Source organism: Paraburkholderia aromaticivorans, from assembly GCF_012689525.1.
In the GTDB taxonomy this organism is placed as follows: Bacteria; Pseudomonadota; Gammaproteobacteria; order Burkholderiales; family Burkholderiaceae; genus Paraburkholderia; species Paraburkholderia aromaticivorans_A.
This window is the reverse complement of record NZ_CP051514.1, coordinates 1,075,446-1,091,385: the sequence shown is the minus strand read 5'-3', so window position 1 is coordinate 1,091,385 and position 15,940 is coordinate 1,075,446. Positions and strand designations below refer to the sequence as shown.

At 65.4% G+C, this 15,940-nt stretch carries 13 protein-coding genes; all 13 read left to right on the top strand.

Annotated features, from left to right (window positions below; all coding sequences use genetic code 11):
• Positions 1-150 precede the first annotated feature (150 nt).
• Positions 151-423 carry a hypothetical protein gene (locus HF916_RS05050; protein WP_168787323.1) on the top strand — a complete coding sequence of 91 codons (273 nt, stop codon included), beginning with the start codon at positions 151-153 and terminating at the stop codon, positions 421-423.
• 199 nt (positions 424-622) lie between these two features.
• Entirely contained in the window at positions 623-1,108 is a 486-nt protein-coding gene (locus HF916_RS05045; RefSeq protein ID WP_168788031.1) for an Hcp family type VI secretion system effector, read from the top strand.
• A 113-nt stretch (positions 1,109-1,221) separates the two neighbouring features.
• Positions 1,222-2,259, top strand: a complete 1,038-nt coding sequence (tssA, locus tag HF916_RS05040; RefSeq protein WP_168788030.1) for a type VI secretion system protein TssA — start codon at positions 1,222-1,224, stop codon at positions 2,257-2,259.
• Between the two features lie 50 nt (positions 2,260-2,309).
• Complete coding sequence (tssB, locus tag HF916_RS05035; RefSeq protein WP_206001787.1) at positions 2,310-2,873, top strand: type VI secretion system contractile sheath small subunit; 564 nt, start codon at positions 2,310-2,312, stop codon at positions 2,871-2,873.
• A gap of 4 nt (positions 2,874-2,877) precedes the next feature.
• Positions 2,878-4,395 (top strand): type VI secretion system contractile sheath large subunit, encoded by a 1,518-nt coding sequence (gene tssC / locus HF916_RS05030; RefSeq protein WP_168788029.1) that lies wholly within the window; start codon positions 2,878-2,880, stop codon positions 4,393-4,395.
• A gap of 43 nt (positions 4,396-4,438) precedes the next feature.
• Positions 4,439-5,014, top strand: coding sequence for a type VI secretion system baseplate subunit TssE (gene tssE / locus HF916_RS05025; RefSeq protein WP_168788028.1), 576 nt, complete (start codon positions 4,439-4,441; stop codon positions 5,012-5,014).
• Positions 5,011-6,897 carry a type VI secretion system baseplate subunit TssF gene (tssF, locus tag HF916_RS05020; protein ID WP_168788027.1) on the top strand — a complete coding sequence of 629 codons (1,887 nt, stop codon included), beginning with the start codon at positions 5,011-5,013 and terminating at the stop codon, positions 6,895-6,897. The genes tssE and tssF overlap by 4 nt, the downstream gene beginning before the upstream one ends.
• Positions 6,882-7,967, top strand: a complete 1,086-nt coding sequence (gene tssG / locus HF916_RS05015; protein ID WP_168788026.1) for a type VI secretion system baseplate subunit TssG — start codon at positions 6,882-6,884, stop codon at positions 7,965-7,967. Before tssF ends, tssG begins: the two co-directional genes overlap by 16 nt.
• The gene (gene tssH / locus HF916_RS05010) at positions 7,960-10,653 is read left to right on the top strand and encodes a type VI secretion system ATPase TssH (protein WP_168788025.1); all 2,694 of its coding nucleotides are present in this window, start codon (positions 7,960-7,962) and stop codon (positions 10,651-10,653) included. The genes tssG and tssH overlap by 8 nt, the downstream gene beginning before the upstream one ends.
• Positions 10,654-10,694: 41 nt before the next feature.
• Positions 10,695-11,084 (top strand): DUF4280 domain-containing protein, encoded by a 390-nt coding sequence (locus HF916_RS05005; protein WP_168788024.1) that lies wholly within the window; start codon positions 10,695-10,697, stop codon positions 11,082-11,084.
• A gap of 13 nt (positions 11,085-11,097) precedes the next feature.
• Positions 11,098-13,104, top strand: coding sequence for a type VI secretion system Vgr family protein (locus HF916_RS05000; protein WP_168788023.1), 2,007 nt, complete (start codon positions 11,098-11,100; stop codon positions 13,102-13,104).
• Positions 13,101-14,591 (top strand): type VI secretion system-associated FHA domain protein TagH, encoded by a 1,491-nt coding sequence (tagH, locus tag HF916_RS04995; protein ID WP_168788022.1) that lies wholly within the window; start codon positions 13,101-13,103, stop codon positions 14,589-14,591. The genes HF916_RS05000 and tagH overlap by 4 nt, the downstream gene beginning before the upstream one ends.
• On the top strand, positions 14,578-15,921 hold the full coding sequence (gene tssK, locus HF916_RS04990) for a type VI secretion system baseplate subunit TssK (RefSeq protein ID WP_168788021.1): 1,344 nt from the start codon (positions 14,578-14,580) through the stop codon (positions 15,919-15,921). Before tagH ends, tssK begins: the two co-directional genes overlap by 14 nt.
• The last annotated feature ends 19 nt before the right edge of the window (positions 15,922-15,940 follow it).

Below are 15,940 nucleotides of genomic sequence, written 5' to 3'. Positions count from 1 at the left end.
GCGCGTACACACACACATAACAGTTCAGTCCAGTCTTTATTCCAAGATTTTTTTTAGTTTTTTTCGCGATTTTTCCGGAATAAGCGGGCGCGCCCGGCTGTTTTCGGGTCACCAGATGCGCAGATGCACCGTTCGGGAAGGAGACAGATCATGGAAAACGTCCTCGATAAGGCACGGAAAGCCGGCATGGCGGTATTGCTCGATGCTTGCATCGGCCACGAGCGCTTTCACAGCGTAGTGGGGTCGGAAGCCACGCTCGAGCGTTTTGCGCGATTGTGCGAGACGCCTGTGGCGGATCACGAGACCCTCCGCCAGTGGGCGGAACTGTGTGAATGCGGCGCCGGCGCCGCGGTGGCGGCGGCAATCCGAAGCGCCATCGGCTCACGTATACCAGGCAATACGTCAACGCGGGGAAAGCAATAAACCCCGGCAATGAAGTGAACTTAGCGAACACGTGATCGCAGGTTGAAGCAGGAATTTGGGTTGGGCAGCGATCCAGTTACAACGATTAGACATCCGAAGTTAACAGGTGGCGCGCACAGCGTGGCGCTCATTTTTTTCGCGAACCCATGAACGGGAATTTTTCTGGTGCGACGAAGCGCACTCTTTTTTGGAGACTGACATGGCCGTAGATATGTTCCTCAAGCTGGGCGACATCAAAGGTGAATCGCAGGCAACTGACCACGTGGATGAGATGGAGCTGCTGAGCTGGTCATGGGGCTGCGCGCAGACCGGCAGCACCCATTCCGGCACCGGCGGCGGTACGGGCTGCGTGCAGGTGCAGGACCTGACCATCTGCAAGTACGTCGACAAGAGCACCCCTACTGTCATCCAGGCTTGCTGCGCGGGTACCCATATGCCCGAAGCGCTGCTGTCGTTGCGCAAGGCGGGTGGCGCCTCGCCGGTCGAGTACCTGAAGATCAAGCTCAACGAGGTGCTGGTCAGCAGCCATACGTTCGGTTCGAGCGGCGGCGACGAAGTGATGGAGACGATCACGCTGAACTTTGCGCAATTCAACATGGAGTACCAGCCGCAGGACAACACCGGCGCGAAGAAGGGCGGCGCGGTCACTGGCAAGTGGCATATCCCGAAGAATGCCGCCGCTTGAACGCGCAGCACGGCGCTCGCCGACCCCGTACCTGAACTGAACTGGAACCCTGGTTGCCCGCGTGTGCTTCATCGCCCGCGGGTAGCCAGCCCCCACACTGCCCGGACATCACGATGAATCAAGCTGACTGCGCCGCATGGCTGACCGACGTGACAGCCGACCTGCCGTGTGGAGAGGACGAAGAGTACAGCGCGGAGTTCCGGGCGCTCGAGCAGGCGGTGACCGGTAAGCCCGACGCGCAGTACGGCGGCACGGTGATTCCGGCGACGCCGCCAGACTGGGCCGCGGCGCTGTTGCTCGCCAGCACGCTGCTCGTGCGCAGCCGCGATTTGCGGGTGGCGGTGCACTACACGCGGGCCGGCCTGATGCGCGATGGGTTCGGCGGGCTGGCGAGAGGGCTCGAGCTGATTCAAGGTCTGCTCGAGACGCGTTGGAACACCGTCCATCCGCAGCTCGATGCGAACGACCAGAATGACCCCACCGCACGTGTCAACGCAATGTCAGGCTTGATCGATGGCGCGGCGTTGCCGGCTGATTTACGCGACGTGCCGTTTGTCGTGCCGCGCGGCCAACACGGCATCACGCTGCGCCACGTCGAACTGGCCAGGGGCGAGCTGCACCAGGACGGCGCCGACGTGCCGAATCAGCAAGCGATCGACGCGGCGTTCGAGTTGGCGGGTCTGCCGCAGGTGCAGGCGACGCTGTCCGCGTTGCGTGGATCGCTTGCGTCGGTGACGCGGATCGAAGCGTTGCTGACCGGGCACGTTGGACCTGCGCGCGCGCTCGACTTCGCGCCGCTCGCCGGGGTGCTGGCGCGGATCGTCGAAGTTGTCGGGACGCATGTTCCGGCAGAAAACGTACACGCAGAGGCTGTTGCGGACGGTGGCGCGAGCGCCGCCACGACAGTCATGGAAGGCGCGGCCCTGCTTCCGGCAGCCGCACCCCGTTGCACACAGATCGCAAGCGCGCAGGACGTGATCGACGCGCTGGACAGGATCTGCACGTACTACGCGCTGCACGAACCATCGAGCCCGTTGCCCGTGTTATTGCAGCGGGCCCGGCGGCTGGTGGGCAAGAGTTTCATCGAAATCGTCGAAGACGTGGCGCCGGACGGCGCCGGCCAATTCAGGCATCTGGGCGGCGTCGCGTGAGGATGCGCGGCGTCTCGTGCAGGCAGGTTTGATTCCACAGGAGAGCAATCGTGGCAAAGGAAAGCAGTCAGAAATTCATCGCGCGCAATCGGGCGCCCCGTGTGCAGATCGAGTATGACGTCGAAGTCTACGGTTCGGAGAAAAAGGTCAATCTGCCGTTTGTCATGGGGGTGCTGGCAGACCTGTCCGGGCAACCGGCCGAGCCGCTTGCACCGGCCAGCGAGCGCAAGTTTCTTGAAATCGACGTCGACAACTTCGACGAACGCCTGAAGTCGATCAAGCCGCGTGTCGCGGTGCAGGTGCCGAACACGCTGACGGGCGAAGGCAACGTCGCGGTCGACCTGACCTTCGAGAGCATGGACGACTTCGCGCCTGCCGCGATCGCCCGCAAGGTCGAGCCGCTGCGCCGTCTGCTGGAGGCGCGCACCCAACTGGCAAACCTGCTGACCTACATGGACGGCAAGAGCGGCGCAGAAGCGCTGATCGCGAAGCTGCTCGAAGAGCCCGCGCTGATGCAGGCCTTGTCGGCCGCGCCGCGACCGCATGACGAGACGCACGCCGATGGCAGCAGCAACGTTGCTCAAGACCCGCAAGCCCCTTCTCACGGAGCATGACGCCATGAACGATCTCAGCACCCAGCGTGAGTTGGAGCCCGCCGCGTCCGACGTAGCCACCGCCGACAGCAATGCCGGTCTCAACGACTTCTCGGCGTTGTTGCAAAAGGAATTCAAGCCGAAGTCCGAACGCGCCCGCGAGGCCGTCGACAACGCGGTCCGTACGCTGGCCGAACAAGCCTTGCACGACACTGGCGTGATCAGCGGCGACGCGCTCGCGACCATCGAGGCGTTGATCGCGCAGATCGATCGGACGCTTACCCAGCAGATCAATCTGATCCTGCATAGCGAGCCGTTCCAGAAGGTCGAGAGCGCGTGGCGCGGTCTGCACTACCTCGTCAACAACACGGAGACTGACGAGTCGCTGAAGATCCGCGTGATGAACATGTCGAAGACGGAACTGCACAAGACACTGAAGAAATACAAGGGCGTTGCGTGGGACCAGAGCCCGCTGTTCAAGAAGCTCTATGAGGAAGAGTACGGTCAGTTCGGCGGCGAGCCGTACGGCGCGCTGGTGGCGGACTACTACTTCGATCATGGCGGCCCGGACACGGATCTGCTGACGCAGATCGGCAAGATCGCCGCGGCCGCGCACGCGCCGTTCATCGCTGGTGCCGATCCGGCCGCGCTGCTGATGGACTCGTGGCAGGAGCTCGCCAATCCGCGCGACCTCACCAAGATCTTCCAGACGCCCGAGCACGCCGCGTGGCGCTCGCTGCGTGAGTCGGAGGATTCGCGCTATATCGGCCTCGCCATGCCGCGCTTTCTGGCCCGCGCGCCCTATGGCGCGAAGACCGATCCGGTGGAGGAATTTGACTTCGAGGAAGATACGACAGGTGCGGACAGCCGCAAATACGCGTGGGCCAACGCCGCCTATGCGATGGCGACCAACATCACCCGTTCGTTCAAGATGTTTGGCTGGTGCTCGCGAATTCGCGGCGTGGAATCCGGTGGCGCCGTCGAAGGTTTGCCGGTGCACGCCTTCCCGACCGATGACGGCGGCGTCGATATGAAATGCCCGACGGAAATCGCCATTAGCGACAGGCGCGAAGCAGAACTGGCCAAGAGCGGTTTCATGCCACTCGTGCACAAGAAGAACTCGGATTTTGCCGCGTTCATCGGTGCGCAATCGCTGCACAAACCCGCCGAATACGAGGATCCTGCCGCTACCGCCAACGCGAATCTCGCCGCGCGGCTGCCGTATCTGTTCGCGTGCTGCCGGTTCGCCCACTATCTGAAGTGCATCGTGCGCGACAAGCTGGGCTCGTTCAAGGAACGCGACGATATGCAGCGCTGGCTGCAGAACTGGATCCTGCAATACGTCGACGGCGATCCGACGCATTCGTCGGATGACACCAAGGCGCGCAAACCGCTCGCGGATGCCCAGGTGGTGGTCGAGGAAGTGGAGGGCAATCCGGGCTACTACACGTCGAAGTTCTTCCTGCGTCCGCACTACCAGCTCGAAGGCCTGACCGTGTCGTTGCGGCTGGTGTCCAAGCTGCCGACGGCTGCCGCCGCCTGAGTCCCACGGGCCGGCGGGCCCGCCATCGCCAAGGAGCGTAGCCATGACCGAACTGACCGCGTGTGACCGCCTGCAGCCTTCGCTGCTCGACCGGCTCACCGATTTCGAACCCGACGCGCGGCACGAGCCTCGCGAGCGCCGCGTGCTGTCGCAACGGGCGTTGCGCGATAGCGTACAGCGCGATATCGGCTGGTTGCTGAATGCAAGCGGGCTCGATGCGGTGCAGGATGTCGCGGGCTATCCGCACGTCGCCACCTCGGTGCTCAACTACGGTTTGCCGGATCTCGCGGGCCGGCATGTCGCGGGGCTCACCAAGGCGGCGCTGGAGCGGCGTATCCGCGAAGCGTTGTGGGCCTTCGAGCCGCGTCTGATGCGCGATACCGTGCGCGTCACCGCGCTCGAGGACACCCAGGGCGCCCGTCACGAGCATGTGCTGCGCTTCGAGATCGAAGCCGATATGTGGTCCCAGCCGTATCCCGAGCGTCTGTATCTGCGTACCGAACTGGATCTCGAAGTTGGCGAGGTGCGGATTCTCGACACCGCTGCCGCCGTGCCTGCGTCTGTCCCAGCGCCTGCGCTGAGCGGCGGCGCTGACTTGCGCAGCGAGCAGCTGTCATGAATCCCGCCCTGCTCAAGTACTACAGCCAGGAACTGCAGCATCTGCGCGAAATGGGCGGTGAGTTCGCCGCCGCGTTTCCGAAGGTCGCGGGCCGGCTCGGGCTCGATGGCATCGACTGTGCCGATCCGTACGTCGAGCGTCTGCTCGAAGGTTTCAGCTTTCTGGCGGCGCGTGTGAGCATGAAGCTCGATGCCGAATTTCCGCGCTTCACGCAGCATCTGACCGAGCTAACCTATCCGCATTACCTGGCGCCCACGCCGTCGATGGCGGTGGTGCAGTTGCAGGCGGATCACAAGAACCCGCAAGTCGCGTCAACGGTGGATGGGGTAGCGGTTCCGCGCCATACCGTGCTGCGCAGCCTGCTCGACAAAGCGGGATCGACACGCTGCGAATACCGGACCGGACATGCCGTGACGCTGTGGCCGGTCGAGATTACCCATGCGAAGTTCTTCACGCACTCCGGTTCGTCCAGCCTGGCCGGTGTGCCGCTGCCTGCCGGCGTCAAGGCCGGTCTGCGGCTGCGCTTGCGCGCGACCGGCGCGGTGCCGTTCGAGCAGATGAATCTGGAAAGCCTTGCGATCTACCTGCGCGGCGCCGACGCGCTGCCCGCGTGTATCCACGAGCGTCTGCTCGCCGCATGCGTCGGCGTTGCGGTGGTGCCGGGCACGTCGGGATCGGCTCGCGGGGCAGTGTTACCCAAAAATGCCTTGCAGCCTCTCGGCTTTGCCGAGGACGAGGCATTGCTGCCCGTGGCAAAGCAGACATTCGACGGCTACCGCTTGCTGCAGGAGTATTTCGCCTTCGCACCGCGTTTCCGGTTCGTGCGGATCGGCGGACTGCGCGATGCGCTGCGCGCGTGCGGCGGACGCGAGGTCGAACTGGTCGTGCTGCTCGATCGCGCGGACCCGCTGCTCGAACGCTCGGTCGACGCGTCGCACTTTGCGCTGCATTGCACGCCGGCCGTCAACCTGTTCCTGCGCCGCACCGACCGCATCGCGCTGAGCGACACGGCGTTCGAATATCACGCAGTCGTGGACCGCACCCGGCCGATGGACTACGAGATCCACCAGATCGACGCAGTCACCGGCTACCGCGCCGGCGCGCTTGCCGAGCAACAGTTCCGGCCGTTCTACTGCGCAAAGGATCTGGACACGCAGCACCAGGGCGGGGCGTTTTACCAGATGCGGCGTGAAGCACGCCGCCCTTCGGTGCGGCAGCAACGGCAGGGTGCCCGCAGCAGCTATCTGGGCAGCGAAACTTTCCTGGCTCTGGTCGACGCCACAAGTGCGCCGTTGCACGGCGACCTGCGGCAATTAGGCGTGAGCGCGTGGTGCACCAATCGGGATCTGCCGCTGTCGATGCCGATTGGCGTTGGCGCGACCGATTTCACGCTCGACGCCGAAGTGCCGGTCGCGGCGGTGCGCTGCGTGGCGGGGCCGAGCCGCCCGTTGCCGTCGTTCGCTGAAGGGCCGGCGGCGTGGCGGCTATTGAATCATTTGTCGCTGAACTACGCGTCGCTCATCGACAGCGATCCGCAGCAGGGCGCGCATGCATTGCGCGAATTGCTGGCGCTCTACTGCCCGGCGGGCGACGGTGCCGCACAGCGTCAGGTCGACGGTCTGCGTTCGATCGACTCGACGCCGGTCGTGCGGCGCCTGCCGTCGCCAGGGCCGATCGTGTTCGGCCGTGGGCTGCAAATCACGTTGCAGTTCGACGACGCGGCGTTCGAAGGCGGCAGCGCCTTTCTGCTCGGCGCCGTGCTCGCGCAGTTTTTTGCGCAATACGTATCGATCAATTCGTTTGCCGAGACCGTCGCGTCGACCTCGACGCGCGGCGAGATCATGCGCTGGCCGGCGAGGGTGGGACGATGCGTGACGCTCTAGAACTCGAACGCACGTTGCAGCAGCACGCGCGTCACTTCGACTTTTTCCAGGCGCTGCGGCTGATCGACTGCTCGCATCCGCAGCGGCCGCGTCTGGGCACTTCGCCTGGCGCGAGAGATGATGTCGTGCGCCTTGCACAGGATGCCGAACTGATTTTCCATCCGAGTGCGCTGAGCGGCTATACGCCCGGCGCCGACGGCAAGCCTGGACGGCTGGCGGTGAATTTCCTCGGCCTGCTCGGCCCGAACGGCCCGCTTCCCACGCATCTGACCGCGTATGTGCGCGAGCGTGAGCGTCATGCGAACGACAGGACGCTCGCGCGCTTTCTCGACATGTTCCATCACCGGATGCTGACGCTCTTCTACCGGGCGTGGGCGGCGGCCCAGCCGGTAGTGAGCGCGGACCGCGCGGATGAGGACCGCTTCTCGGCGTATCTCGGCAGCCTGTTCGGGCTGGGGACGCCGGCGCTGCGCGAGCGCGACACGGTACCCGATCACGCGAAGCTGCATTTTGCGGGTTTGCTGGCGGCACCGACGCGGCATGCGGGCGGCCTGCGGCTGATCCTCGCGCAATTCTTCGGCGTGCCGGTGGAGGTCGAACCATGGAGCGGTCACTGGCTGAGCTTGCCGGTTGATCAGCAGACCCGCCTGGGCGGCGTGCGGCTCGGTTTGTCCAGTGTCGTCGGCACGCAGGTCTGGGACTGTCAGCACAAGTTCCAGATCGTGATCGGGCCGCTCGGCTATGAAACCTTCCAACGCTTTTTGCCCGGAGGCGCCAGTCTGCCCAAGCTGGTGGACTGGGTGCGCAACTATCTGCGCGATCCGCTCGACTGGGACGTCGAACTGCATCTGCGGCATGACGAAGTGCCCGCACTGCGCCTGGGCGGTGGCGAGTCCGTTTCATCCGATGCTTCTGGTGCCGGCGGCCGCGCCCCCGCCGCCGGGCGCGCGCGGCTGGGCTGGACCACGTGGCTCTCGAGCGGCGCACCTGTCCATGACAAACATCGGGTCGTGATCGCGCCGAGCGCGCATGTCCACACGCCTCGTCAACCGGAGACTCTCCATGGCTGAGATCAGTCGCGTCGCGCTGTTCGGCAAACTCACTCCGCTGGCTTACCGCGCCATCGAAGGCGGCACGGTGTTCTGCAAGCTGCGTGGCAATCCTTACGTTGAGCTGGTGCATTGGCTGCATCAGATCCTGCTCGCGCAGGACTCCGACCTGCAGCGTCTGGTCAGGCACTTCGAACTCGATCCCGGCGCGCTCGCCCGCGATATCGCTCACGCGCTGGATAGCTTGCCGCGCGGGTCGACGTCGATCTCGGATATCTCTGCGCAAGTCGACGAAGCCGTCGAGCGCGGTTGGGTATTCGGCTCCCTGATGTTCGGCTCGGCTCAGGTTCGCACGGGGCATCTACTGGTCGGTATGTTGCGCACGTCGAACCTGCGCAACGCCTTGTTCGCCATCTCGCGGCAGTTCGAAAAAATCAGGCTCGATACGCTGACGGAGCGTTTTGTGGTGCTGCTCGATGGGTCGCCTGAAGCGGGCTTGGCGGCAATGGCGTCTGGTGCCGGCACGCCTCGTGACGGCGCCGCCGCGATGGTGGGCGCGGCAGACGCGTCGGGCAGCGGCGTGGATGCCGGCGCCTTGCCCGCTGCCGCGCTCGGCCGCCAGGAAGCGCTGCGCCGCTACACGGTCGACCTGACCGAACAGGCGCGCAATGGCGAACTGGACCCGATCGTCGGGCGCGACGACGAGATCCGCCAGGTGGTCGACATCCTGATGCGCCGGCGGCAGAACAACCCGATCCTCACCGGGGAAGCCGGTGTTGGCAAAACCGCCGTCGTCGAAGGTTTCGCGCAGCGCATCGTCGCGGGCGATGTGCCGCCCGCGCTGCGCGATGCGCGGGTCTGCACGCTCGACGTCGGCTTGCTGCAAGCCGGCGCCAGCATGAAGGGCGAGTTCGAAAGCCGCCTGCGCCAGGTGATCGAGGAAGTGCAGGCGTCGGCGCGGCCGGTGATCCTCTTCATCGACGAAGCCCACACGCTGGTCGGCGCGGGTGGCGCGGCGGGCACCGGCGATGCGGCGAACCTGCTGAAGCCGGCGCTCGCGCGCGGCACGCTGCGCACGGTCGCCGCGACGACGTGGAGCGAATACAAGAAGCACATCGAGAAAGACCCCGCGCTGACGCGGCGCTTTCAGGTCGTGCAGGTGCCGGAACCGTCGGAAGAATGCGCGATCCGGATGATGCGCGGCATCGCGCGCAAGATGCAGCAGCATCACGGTGTGCTGGTGCTCGACGAAGCGCTGGAAGCAGCGGTCACGCTGTCACACCGCTATATCCCGGCCCGCCAGTTGCCCGACAAGGCCGTGAGTCTGCTCGACACCGCTTGCGCGCGGGTCGCGGTGAGCCAGCACGCGGTGCCGCCTGCGGTTGAAGACGCTCGCCGCCGCATCGACGCATGGCAAACCGAGGCCGGGATCATCGCGCGCGAAGCCGCGCTTGGCATCGACACCGCCGGCCGCGCCGCGGATGTCGCCGGTAGGCTCGAAGCCGGGCGTGCCCGGCTCGCGCAACTGACCGCGAACTGGGAAGGTGAGCAGGAACTGGTCAAGCGCATCATCGCGTTGCGCGCTGAACTCGAACAAGACGCCGGCGGGGAGGGCACAGCCGACCAACGCGTAGCCGAACTCCAGGCGCTGCAAGGCGAGCTCGCGCAACGCCAGGGCGATCAGCCGTTGATTCTGCCGGGCGTGGACCGGCACGCTGTCGCGGCGGTGGTGCAGGACTGGACCGGAATTCCGGTTGGCCGCATGGTGCGCGACGACCTGGCGAATGTGTTGAAGCTTGCCGATACCCTCAACCAGCGCATTGTCGGCCAGGCGCACGCGATGGAGATGATCGCGCGGCGCGTGCAAACCTCGCGTGCCGGTCTCGACAATCCGCACAAGCCGATCGGCGTGTTCATGCTGGCCGGCACCTCGGGTGTGGGCAAGACGGAGACCGCGCTCGCACTCGCGGAAGCGCTGTACGGCGGCGAGCAGAACATCATCACCGTCAACATGAGCGAGTACCAGGAAGCGCATACCGTGTCCTCGCTCAAGGGCGCTCCCCCGGGATATGTCGGCTATGGCGAAGGCGGGGTGTTGACCGAAGCAGTGCGGCGCCGTCCCTATAGCGTGGTGCTGCTCGACGAGTTCGAGAAGGCGCATCCGGATGTCCACGAGCTGTTTTTCCAGGTGTTCGACAAGGGGCGCATGGAAGATGGTGAAGGCAGGCAGATCGATTTTCGCAACACGCTGATCCTGCTGACCACCAACGTCGGCACCGAACTGATTACCCGCATGTGCGGCAATCCGGGCGACACGCCGAGCCCCGGACAGATCGCACGCGCGTTGCGCGCGCCGCTCGTCGAGGTGTTCCCGCCGGCCTTGCTCGGACGGGTCGCGGTGATTCCCTATTACCCGCTCGACGACGCGATGCTCGACGCCATCATCCGGCTGCAACTCTCGCGCATCGAGCGGCGCATCGTCGAACAGCACGGCGTGTCCTTCAGCTACGACGACGCGATGGTCCGGCAGATCGCCGCGCGCTGCACCGAGTTCGAGAGCGGCGGACGGATGATCGACGCGATTCTGACCAGCACGCTATTGCCCCGCATCAGCGCCGAATTTTTGACGCGGCTGATCGACGGGCGGACGGTAGCGAAGGTCGAGGTCGGCGCGAACGACGGTGAATTCACCTACGCGTTCGATTGAACGCGAGCGACAGCTGCAATCATCCTGCATGGGAGAGAGTCATGCCACAACAGGTCACGATGGGCGCAATGCTGCAATGTTCGTTCGGCGTCGCGCCGTCGACACTGGTCGTGCTGCCGCTGAACCGCGTGCTGTGCGAAGGGCCGCCGGCCGCCGACATCATGGACCACATTCCGCTCGTCAACATCCTGCCGTTCGGCATGTGCAATTCGCCGGCCAATCCCGAGGTGGCCGCGGCAACCGCTGCCGCGCTCGGTGCGCCTACGCCGATGCCGTGCGTGCCGGCCACCACCATGCCATGGGCGCCCGGCGCGGTGAACGTGCTGCTCGGCAATCAGCCGTCGCTCGACAACGTGTCCACCTGCACCTGCATGTGGGGTGGTGTCGTCACGATCGTCGACCCCGCCACAGTCAAAACGCAAGTACCCTGAAATGGAAATCGTGATGATGCTGACCGACCTCAATCGCGCGATCCGCCTCAAATGCGCGCTTCAAGCCGACGGCCTGGTGCTGTTTTGCATGCGCGGCCACGAAGAACTGGGGCGTCTCGCTCAGTGGGACCTCGAACTTCTCGCCGAGCGTTCCGATCTGGCGGTCGCGCCGATGCTGGGCAGCGACCTGTCCGTGAGCCTCGAACTGCCCGGTGGGGGCGAGCGCGAATTCAACGGCATCGTCACTGCCTTTGAACTGGTTCGCCCGGCCAGCACCAATCCGAACCGGCCTGCTGCGTACCGCGCCACTGTGCGGCCGCGCCTGTGGCTGCTGACGCGCGCATCGCACTGCCGCTTCTTCTACGCGATGACGGTGCCGGCAATCGTCAGCCACGTGCTGGCCGGCTATCAGATCGACTTCGACAACCGCTGCACGGCGAGCTATGCGAGCCGCGAGCAGCGCGCGCAGTATCGCGAGAGCGACTTCGATTTTGTCAGCCGTCTTCTTGAACACGAAGGCATTTACTACTACTTCGAGCACCACGGCGGCAAGCATAAGCTGATCCTCGCGGATTCGTCGCAGGTGCACGCGGCGACACCCCACTACGCGCGGATTCCGTACCGCGCGCAGTTCGTTGCGCCGACCGAATTTGAATGCATCTATGCGTGGTCGTGCGGCGGCGAGGTACAGACCGGTATCAGCGAAGTCAACGACTACGATTTCGAAAAGCCGGTGCAAAGCGCGCAACAGGGCTTGCTAAGCCGCGCGCTGCGCACGCAGCCGCTCGATCCGGTGGTCTACGCGAGGCAGGAGCACGGCGTCGGCTACGCCCAGCATGCCGATGCCGACCGCTACGCGCAGGCGCACGTAGAGGCGCATCAGGCCGCTAACGAGCGCTTCGGCGGTCGCACTACCGCGCGCGGCATCTGGCCTGGCGGCCTGTTTAAGCTCAGTGGGCATCCACGTGACGATCAGAACGGCGAGTACCTGGTCGTGTCGGCGCGCTACGAACTGCAATCGGACACGCACCTGTCCGCGCAGGACGCCGCTCCCCAGCGGTTCGTGTTCGACAGTTCGTTCACGGCGCTGCGTCACGACGGCACGTTTCGCACCGCACGGCTCACTCCCCGTGCGCGCGTATGCGGCCCGCAGACAGCGGTCGTGGTGGGTCCGGCGGGCGAAGAAATCCATACCGACAAGTACGGCCGCATCAAGGTGCAGTTCCATTGGGAGCAGTTCGCGCCACCCGCCGGCGATCAGGCATTGCAGCGCTGCTGGGTGCGTGTGGCCCAGGCGTGGGCGGGGCAGCAGTGGGGCGCGTTCTTCTTGCCGCGCATCGGCCAGGAAGTGCTGGTGGAGTTTATCGAGGGCGATCCGGATCGGCCCATCGTGACGGGCAGCGTCTATAACGCTGCGCAAATGCCGCCGTATGCGTTGCCCGAGCATGCGTCGCGTGCGACCCTCAAGAGCAACTCCACGAAGGGCGGCAATGGCTTCAATGAAATGCGCTTCGAAGACAGCAAAGGAAACGAGCAACTGTTCTTTCATGCGGAGCGCAACCTCGATACCTATGTGAAGCACGACGCGCTGTGCTGGATCGGCAACCAGCGGCATGTGATCGTCAAAGGCGACGATCTGGCCCAGTGCGGCGGAAATCGCAGCGACGCACTCACCGGCAATCACAACGGCAAGATCGGCGGCAAGCTGTCGCTCGATGTCGGGCAGGACACCCAGCACAAGTCCGGTATGAACCTCGCGCTCAGTGCGGGTGAGAGCGTCGATATCAAAGGCGGCATGAACGTCACGATCGAAGCCGGAATGATGCTCACGCTCAAGGCCGGCGGCAATACGATCGTGCTCGGACCGGAAGGGATCGCGATTAGCGGCGCGGGTCCGGTGACGATCGATGGCCCGATGGTGCAGATCAATTGCGGCGGCGGGGGCGGCGGTGCGGGGGCGCAGAGCGCCGCCCCCGATGCGCCGGCCGAGCCGCAACAAGCTGACGACGGTTCGCAATGAACACGCTCGCGGACCACTTCACGCCCGGCGCATACGGGTACGACGATGCACACTCCGGGTCGCGCCTGACGCTCGGCGTCAGATCCTATCAGTGCGCCATGCCGGCGACGACGCTTACGCGCTGCTTCGACACGACGGGGGGCACCATTGGCCGCGGGCCGAATAACGCGCTGGTCCTGCCGGACGCGCTCAAAACCGTGTCGCGGGTGCAAGGGCGGATTGATTACGCGAACGGTGCATGGTGGCTGACCGACCTCGGCAGCAACCCGAGCCGCCTGAACGGCCGGCCGGTGACGCCTGGCACGCGCGCGCGGCTCGCGGATCGGGACCGGCTGGAGATTGGCGCCTATGTGCTCGACGTGACACTCGAAGTGCTTGCCGTCGAGCCTGCGAGCAGTGCGGGCCACGATGCAGCGGGTCTATTCAGCGTGGCTAGTCGGGATCACGCCGCGGACCTGCTGGGTGGCATGCCGCCGTTCGCAACCGCTGCGCTGCCTGGCGATCCGCTAGCACGGGCGGCTGTGCTGGCGGGCGCGCCTTTGGCTGGCGCGTCGTTTGATCCGCTGGGCGCGCCGCTGCGGCAGTCCGCGCAGCCAGCGGATGGCGGCGTCGCGTTCGCCGGGTCCGAACACGATCACGTGCCGCCGGAGCAATTCGCTTTTGTGCCACCGGCAGTGGCGTCCGGCGTCCAACCCGTCATGGGCATTCCCGCTGACTACGACCCATTGAGCGATCGGGTGCCCGGACGGCACGCCGGTAGCCACAGCGAAGCTGGCGCGGACGCGGTTGCGCCACAAACGGTTGCTTCGGCCGTTTGGGCTCAATCTGCTGCGCCTGCCTCCGCCGATCCCACCCTCGCCGCGTTGCTCGACGGCCTGGGCCTTGAGCGATCCGCAGCGCGCGAGCGTAACGGCGCCGATCTCGCCCGTCTGGCGGGCCTCATGCTGCGCACGGCGGTCAGCGGCACGGTGAACGTCCTGCTGTCACGTTCGGTGCTCAAACGCGAGGTGCGTCTCGACACCACCTTGCTCTTGCAGCGTGACAACAATCCGCTGAAGTTCTTTCCCGACGGCGACAGCGCGTTGCAGCAAATGTTGAGCGGCCGCAGCAACGGCTATCTGCCCGCGCAAGCCGCGCTGCAATGCGCATTCGACGACATCCGCGGTCACGAACTGGCGGTGCTCGCCGGCATGCGGGCCGCGTTACAGCACATGCTCGGCCGCTTCGATCCGCACACCCTGAGCGCCGCGGTCGAGGCGCAAGACGCGCGCGGCTGGCTCGGCAAACTGCCCGGTCGCCGCAAGGCTCGACTGTGGGATCAGTTCACTGCCCTCCACGGCCAACTCGCGCGCGCGGGCGACGAAGACCTTCAGGCGCTGTGCGGCAGCGCCTTTAACAATGCCTACGAGCGGCAAGCCGACCTGTTGCGCGATGGCCAGCCACTGACTTCTACTGATTCGCAGCGAGACGACAATGTCCAGAAATAACAAGGTGATCTGGTCCGAAGGCATGCTGTTGCAACCGCAGCATCTGCAGCAGCACGACCGTTATCTGCACGCGCTGATCGACACGCGTTGTGCCGCCCTGCGGCCTTACGCCTTTGGTTTTTCGACGCTCTCCATCGACACCGAACAGCTCAAGCTCGGTCGAATCGCATTGACTGAGTGTTCCGGTGTGCTGCCGGACGGCACGCCGTTTCGCCTGCCCGCGGACGACGAACTGCCGCTGCCGCTCGCCGTGCCGGAGGGCGCGCGCGATCTGACCGTCGTGCTGGCGTTGCCGGTCTCGCGGCCCGGTGTGCCGGAAGCCGCGTATGCCGCCGGCGATACGGCTCACGACAGTTTCGCGCGGCACCGGATTGCCGAAACGGAAGTGCGCGACAGCAACGACGGGGCCACGGGCGCCGCCTTGATGCAGGTCGGCAATCTGCGGCTGCGGCTCGCGCTGGAAGCGGACGTCGCCCATGCCTATGCATCGCTGGGCGTGGTGCGGGTGGTCGAACGGCGCGCGGATAACCGCGTCGTGCTCGATACTGACTACGCGCCGCCGTGTCTGGACTATCGCGTCGCGCGGCGGCTGGCCTCGTTCGTCGATGAACTGCTGGGCTTGCTGCATCAACGCGCCGATGCGCTTGCCGCGCGCCTCGCGCAGCCGGCGCTGACGGGCGCAGCGGAGATCGCCGACTTCCTGCTGTTGCAGGTGCTGAACCGCGCAGAGCCGCTGTTCGCCGCGCTGGCGACGAGCACCGGTTTGCATCCGCACGACCTGCATCACCATGCGCTGCAACTGGCCGGCGAACTCGCGACTTTCTGCCAGGCCGGCAAGCGCCCGGAGGCCTTTCCGGTCTATCGCCACGACCGGCTCGATGAGACCTTTACGCCACTGATTGACGCCTTGCGCAACGCGCTTAGCGCGGTCATGGACCCACATGCGGTGCCGATTCCACTCGATGAACGCAAGTACGGTTTGCGCGTCGCCGTGGTGCCCGATACAGATCTGTTCCGGTCGGCGAGTTTCGTGCTCGCCGTGAAGGCCGATCTGGCGCCGGCGGCGCTGCTGAACGGGTTTCCGCCGCAAGCCAAGCTGGGCCCAGTCGAACGGATTCGCGATCTGGTGAATCTGCAATTGCCGGGCATCGGGCTGCGCGCGTTACCGGTCGCGCCGCGCCAGTTGCCGTTCCACGCAGGGTTCACCTACTTCGAACTCGAGCGCGGCAGCGAGTTGTGGAAGCATCTTGCCACCTCTGCCGGGGTGGCGTTGCACGTTGCCGGCGACTTCCCGGGGCTCGCACTCGAGTTCTGGGCCATCCGTCCATGAGCGCGCGCGCCGCCAGCCC

Bases quoted from the DNA above. Each gene is read 5' to 3' on its own strand.
- HF916_RS05050 (WP_168787323.1), top strand. From the start codon at position 151: ATGGAAAACGTCCTCGATAAGGCACGGAAAGCCGGCATGGCGGTATTG.
- HF916_RS05045 (WP_168788031.1), top strand. From the start codon at position 623: ATGGCCGTAGATATGTTCCTCAAGCTGGGCGACATCAAAGGTGAATCG.
- tssA (WP_168788030.1), top strand. From the start codon at position 1,222: ATGAATCAAGCTGACTGCGCCGCATGGCTGACCGACGTGACAGCCGAC.
- tssC (WP_168788029.1), top strand. From the start codon at position 2,878: ATGAACGATCTCAGCACCCAGCGTGAGTTGGAGCCCGCCGCGTCCGAC.
- tssE (WP_168788028.1), top strand. From the start codon at position 4,439: ATGACCGAACTGACCGCGTGTGACCGCCTGCAGCCTTCGCTGCTCGAC.
- tssF (WP_168788027.1), top strand. From the start codon at position 5,011: ATGAATCCCGCCCTGCTCAAGTACTACAGCCAGGAACTGCAGCATCTG.
- tssG (WP_168788026.1), top strand. From the start codon at position 6,882: ATGCGTGACGCTCTAGAACTCGAACGCACGTTGCAGCAGCACGCGCGT.
- tssH (WP_168788025.1), top strand. From the start codon at position 7,960: ATGGCTGAGATCAGTCGCGTCGCGCTGTTCGGCAAACTCACTCCGCTG.
- HF916_RS05005 (WP_168788024.1), top strand. From the start codon at position 10,695: ATGCCACAACAGGTCACGATGGGCGCAATGCTGCAATGTTCGTTCGGC.
- HF916_RS05000 (WP_168788023.1), top strand. From the start codon at position 11,098: ATGATGCTGACCGACCTCAATCGCGCGATCCGCCTCAAATGCGCGCTT.
- tagH (WP_168788022.1), top strand. From the start codon at position 13,101: ATGAACACGCTCGCGGACCACTTCACGCCCGGCGCATACGGGTACGAC.
- tssK (WP_168788021.1), top strand. From the start codon at position 14,578: ATGTCCAGAAATAACAAGGTGATCTGGTCCGAAGGCATGCTGTTGCAA.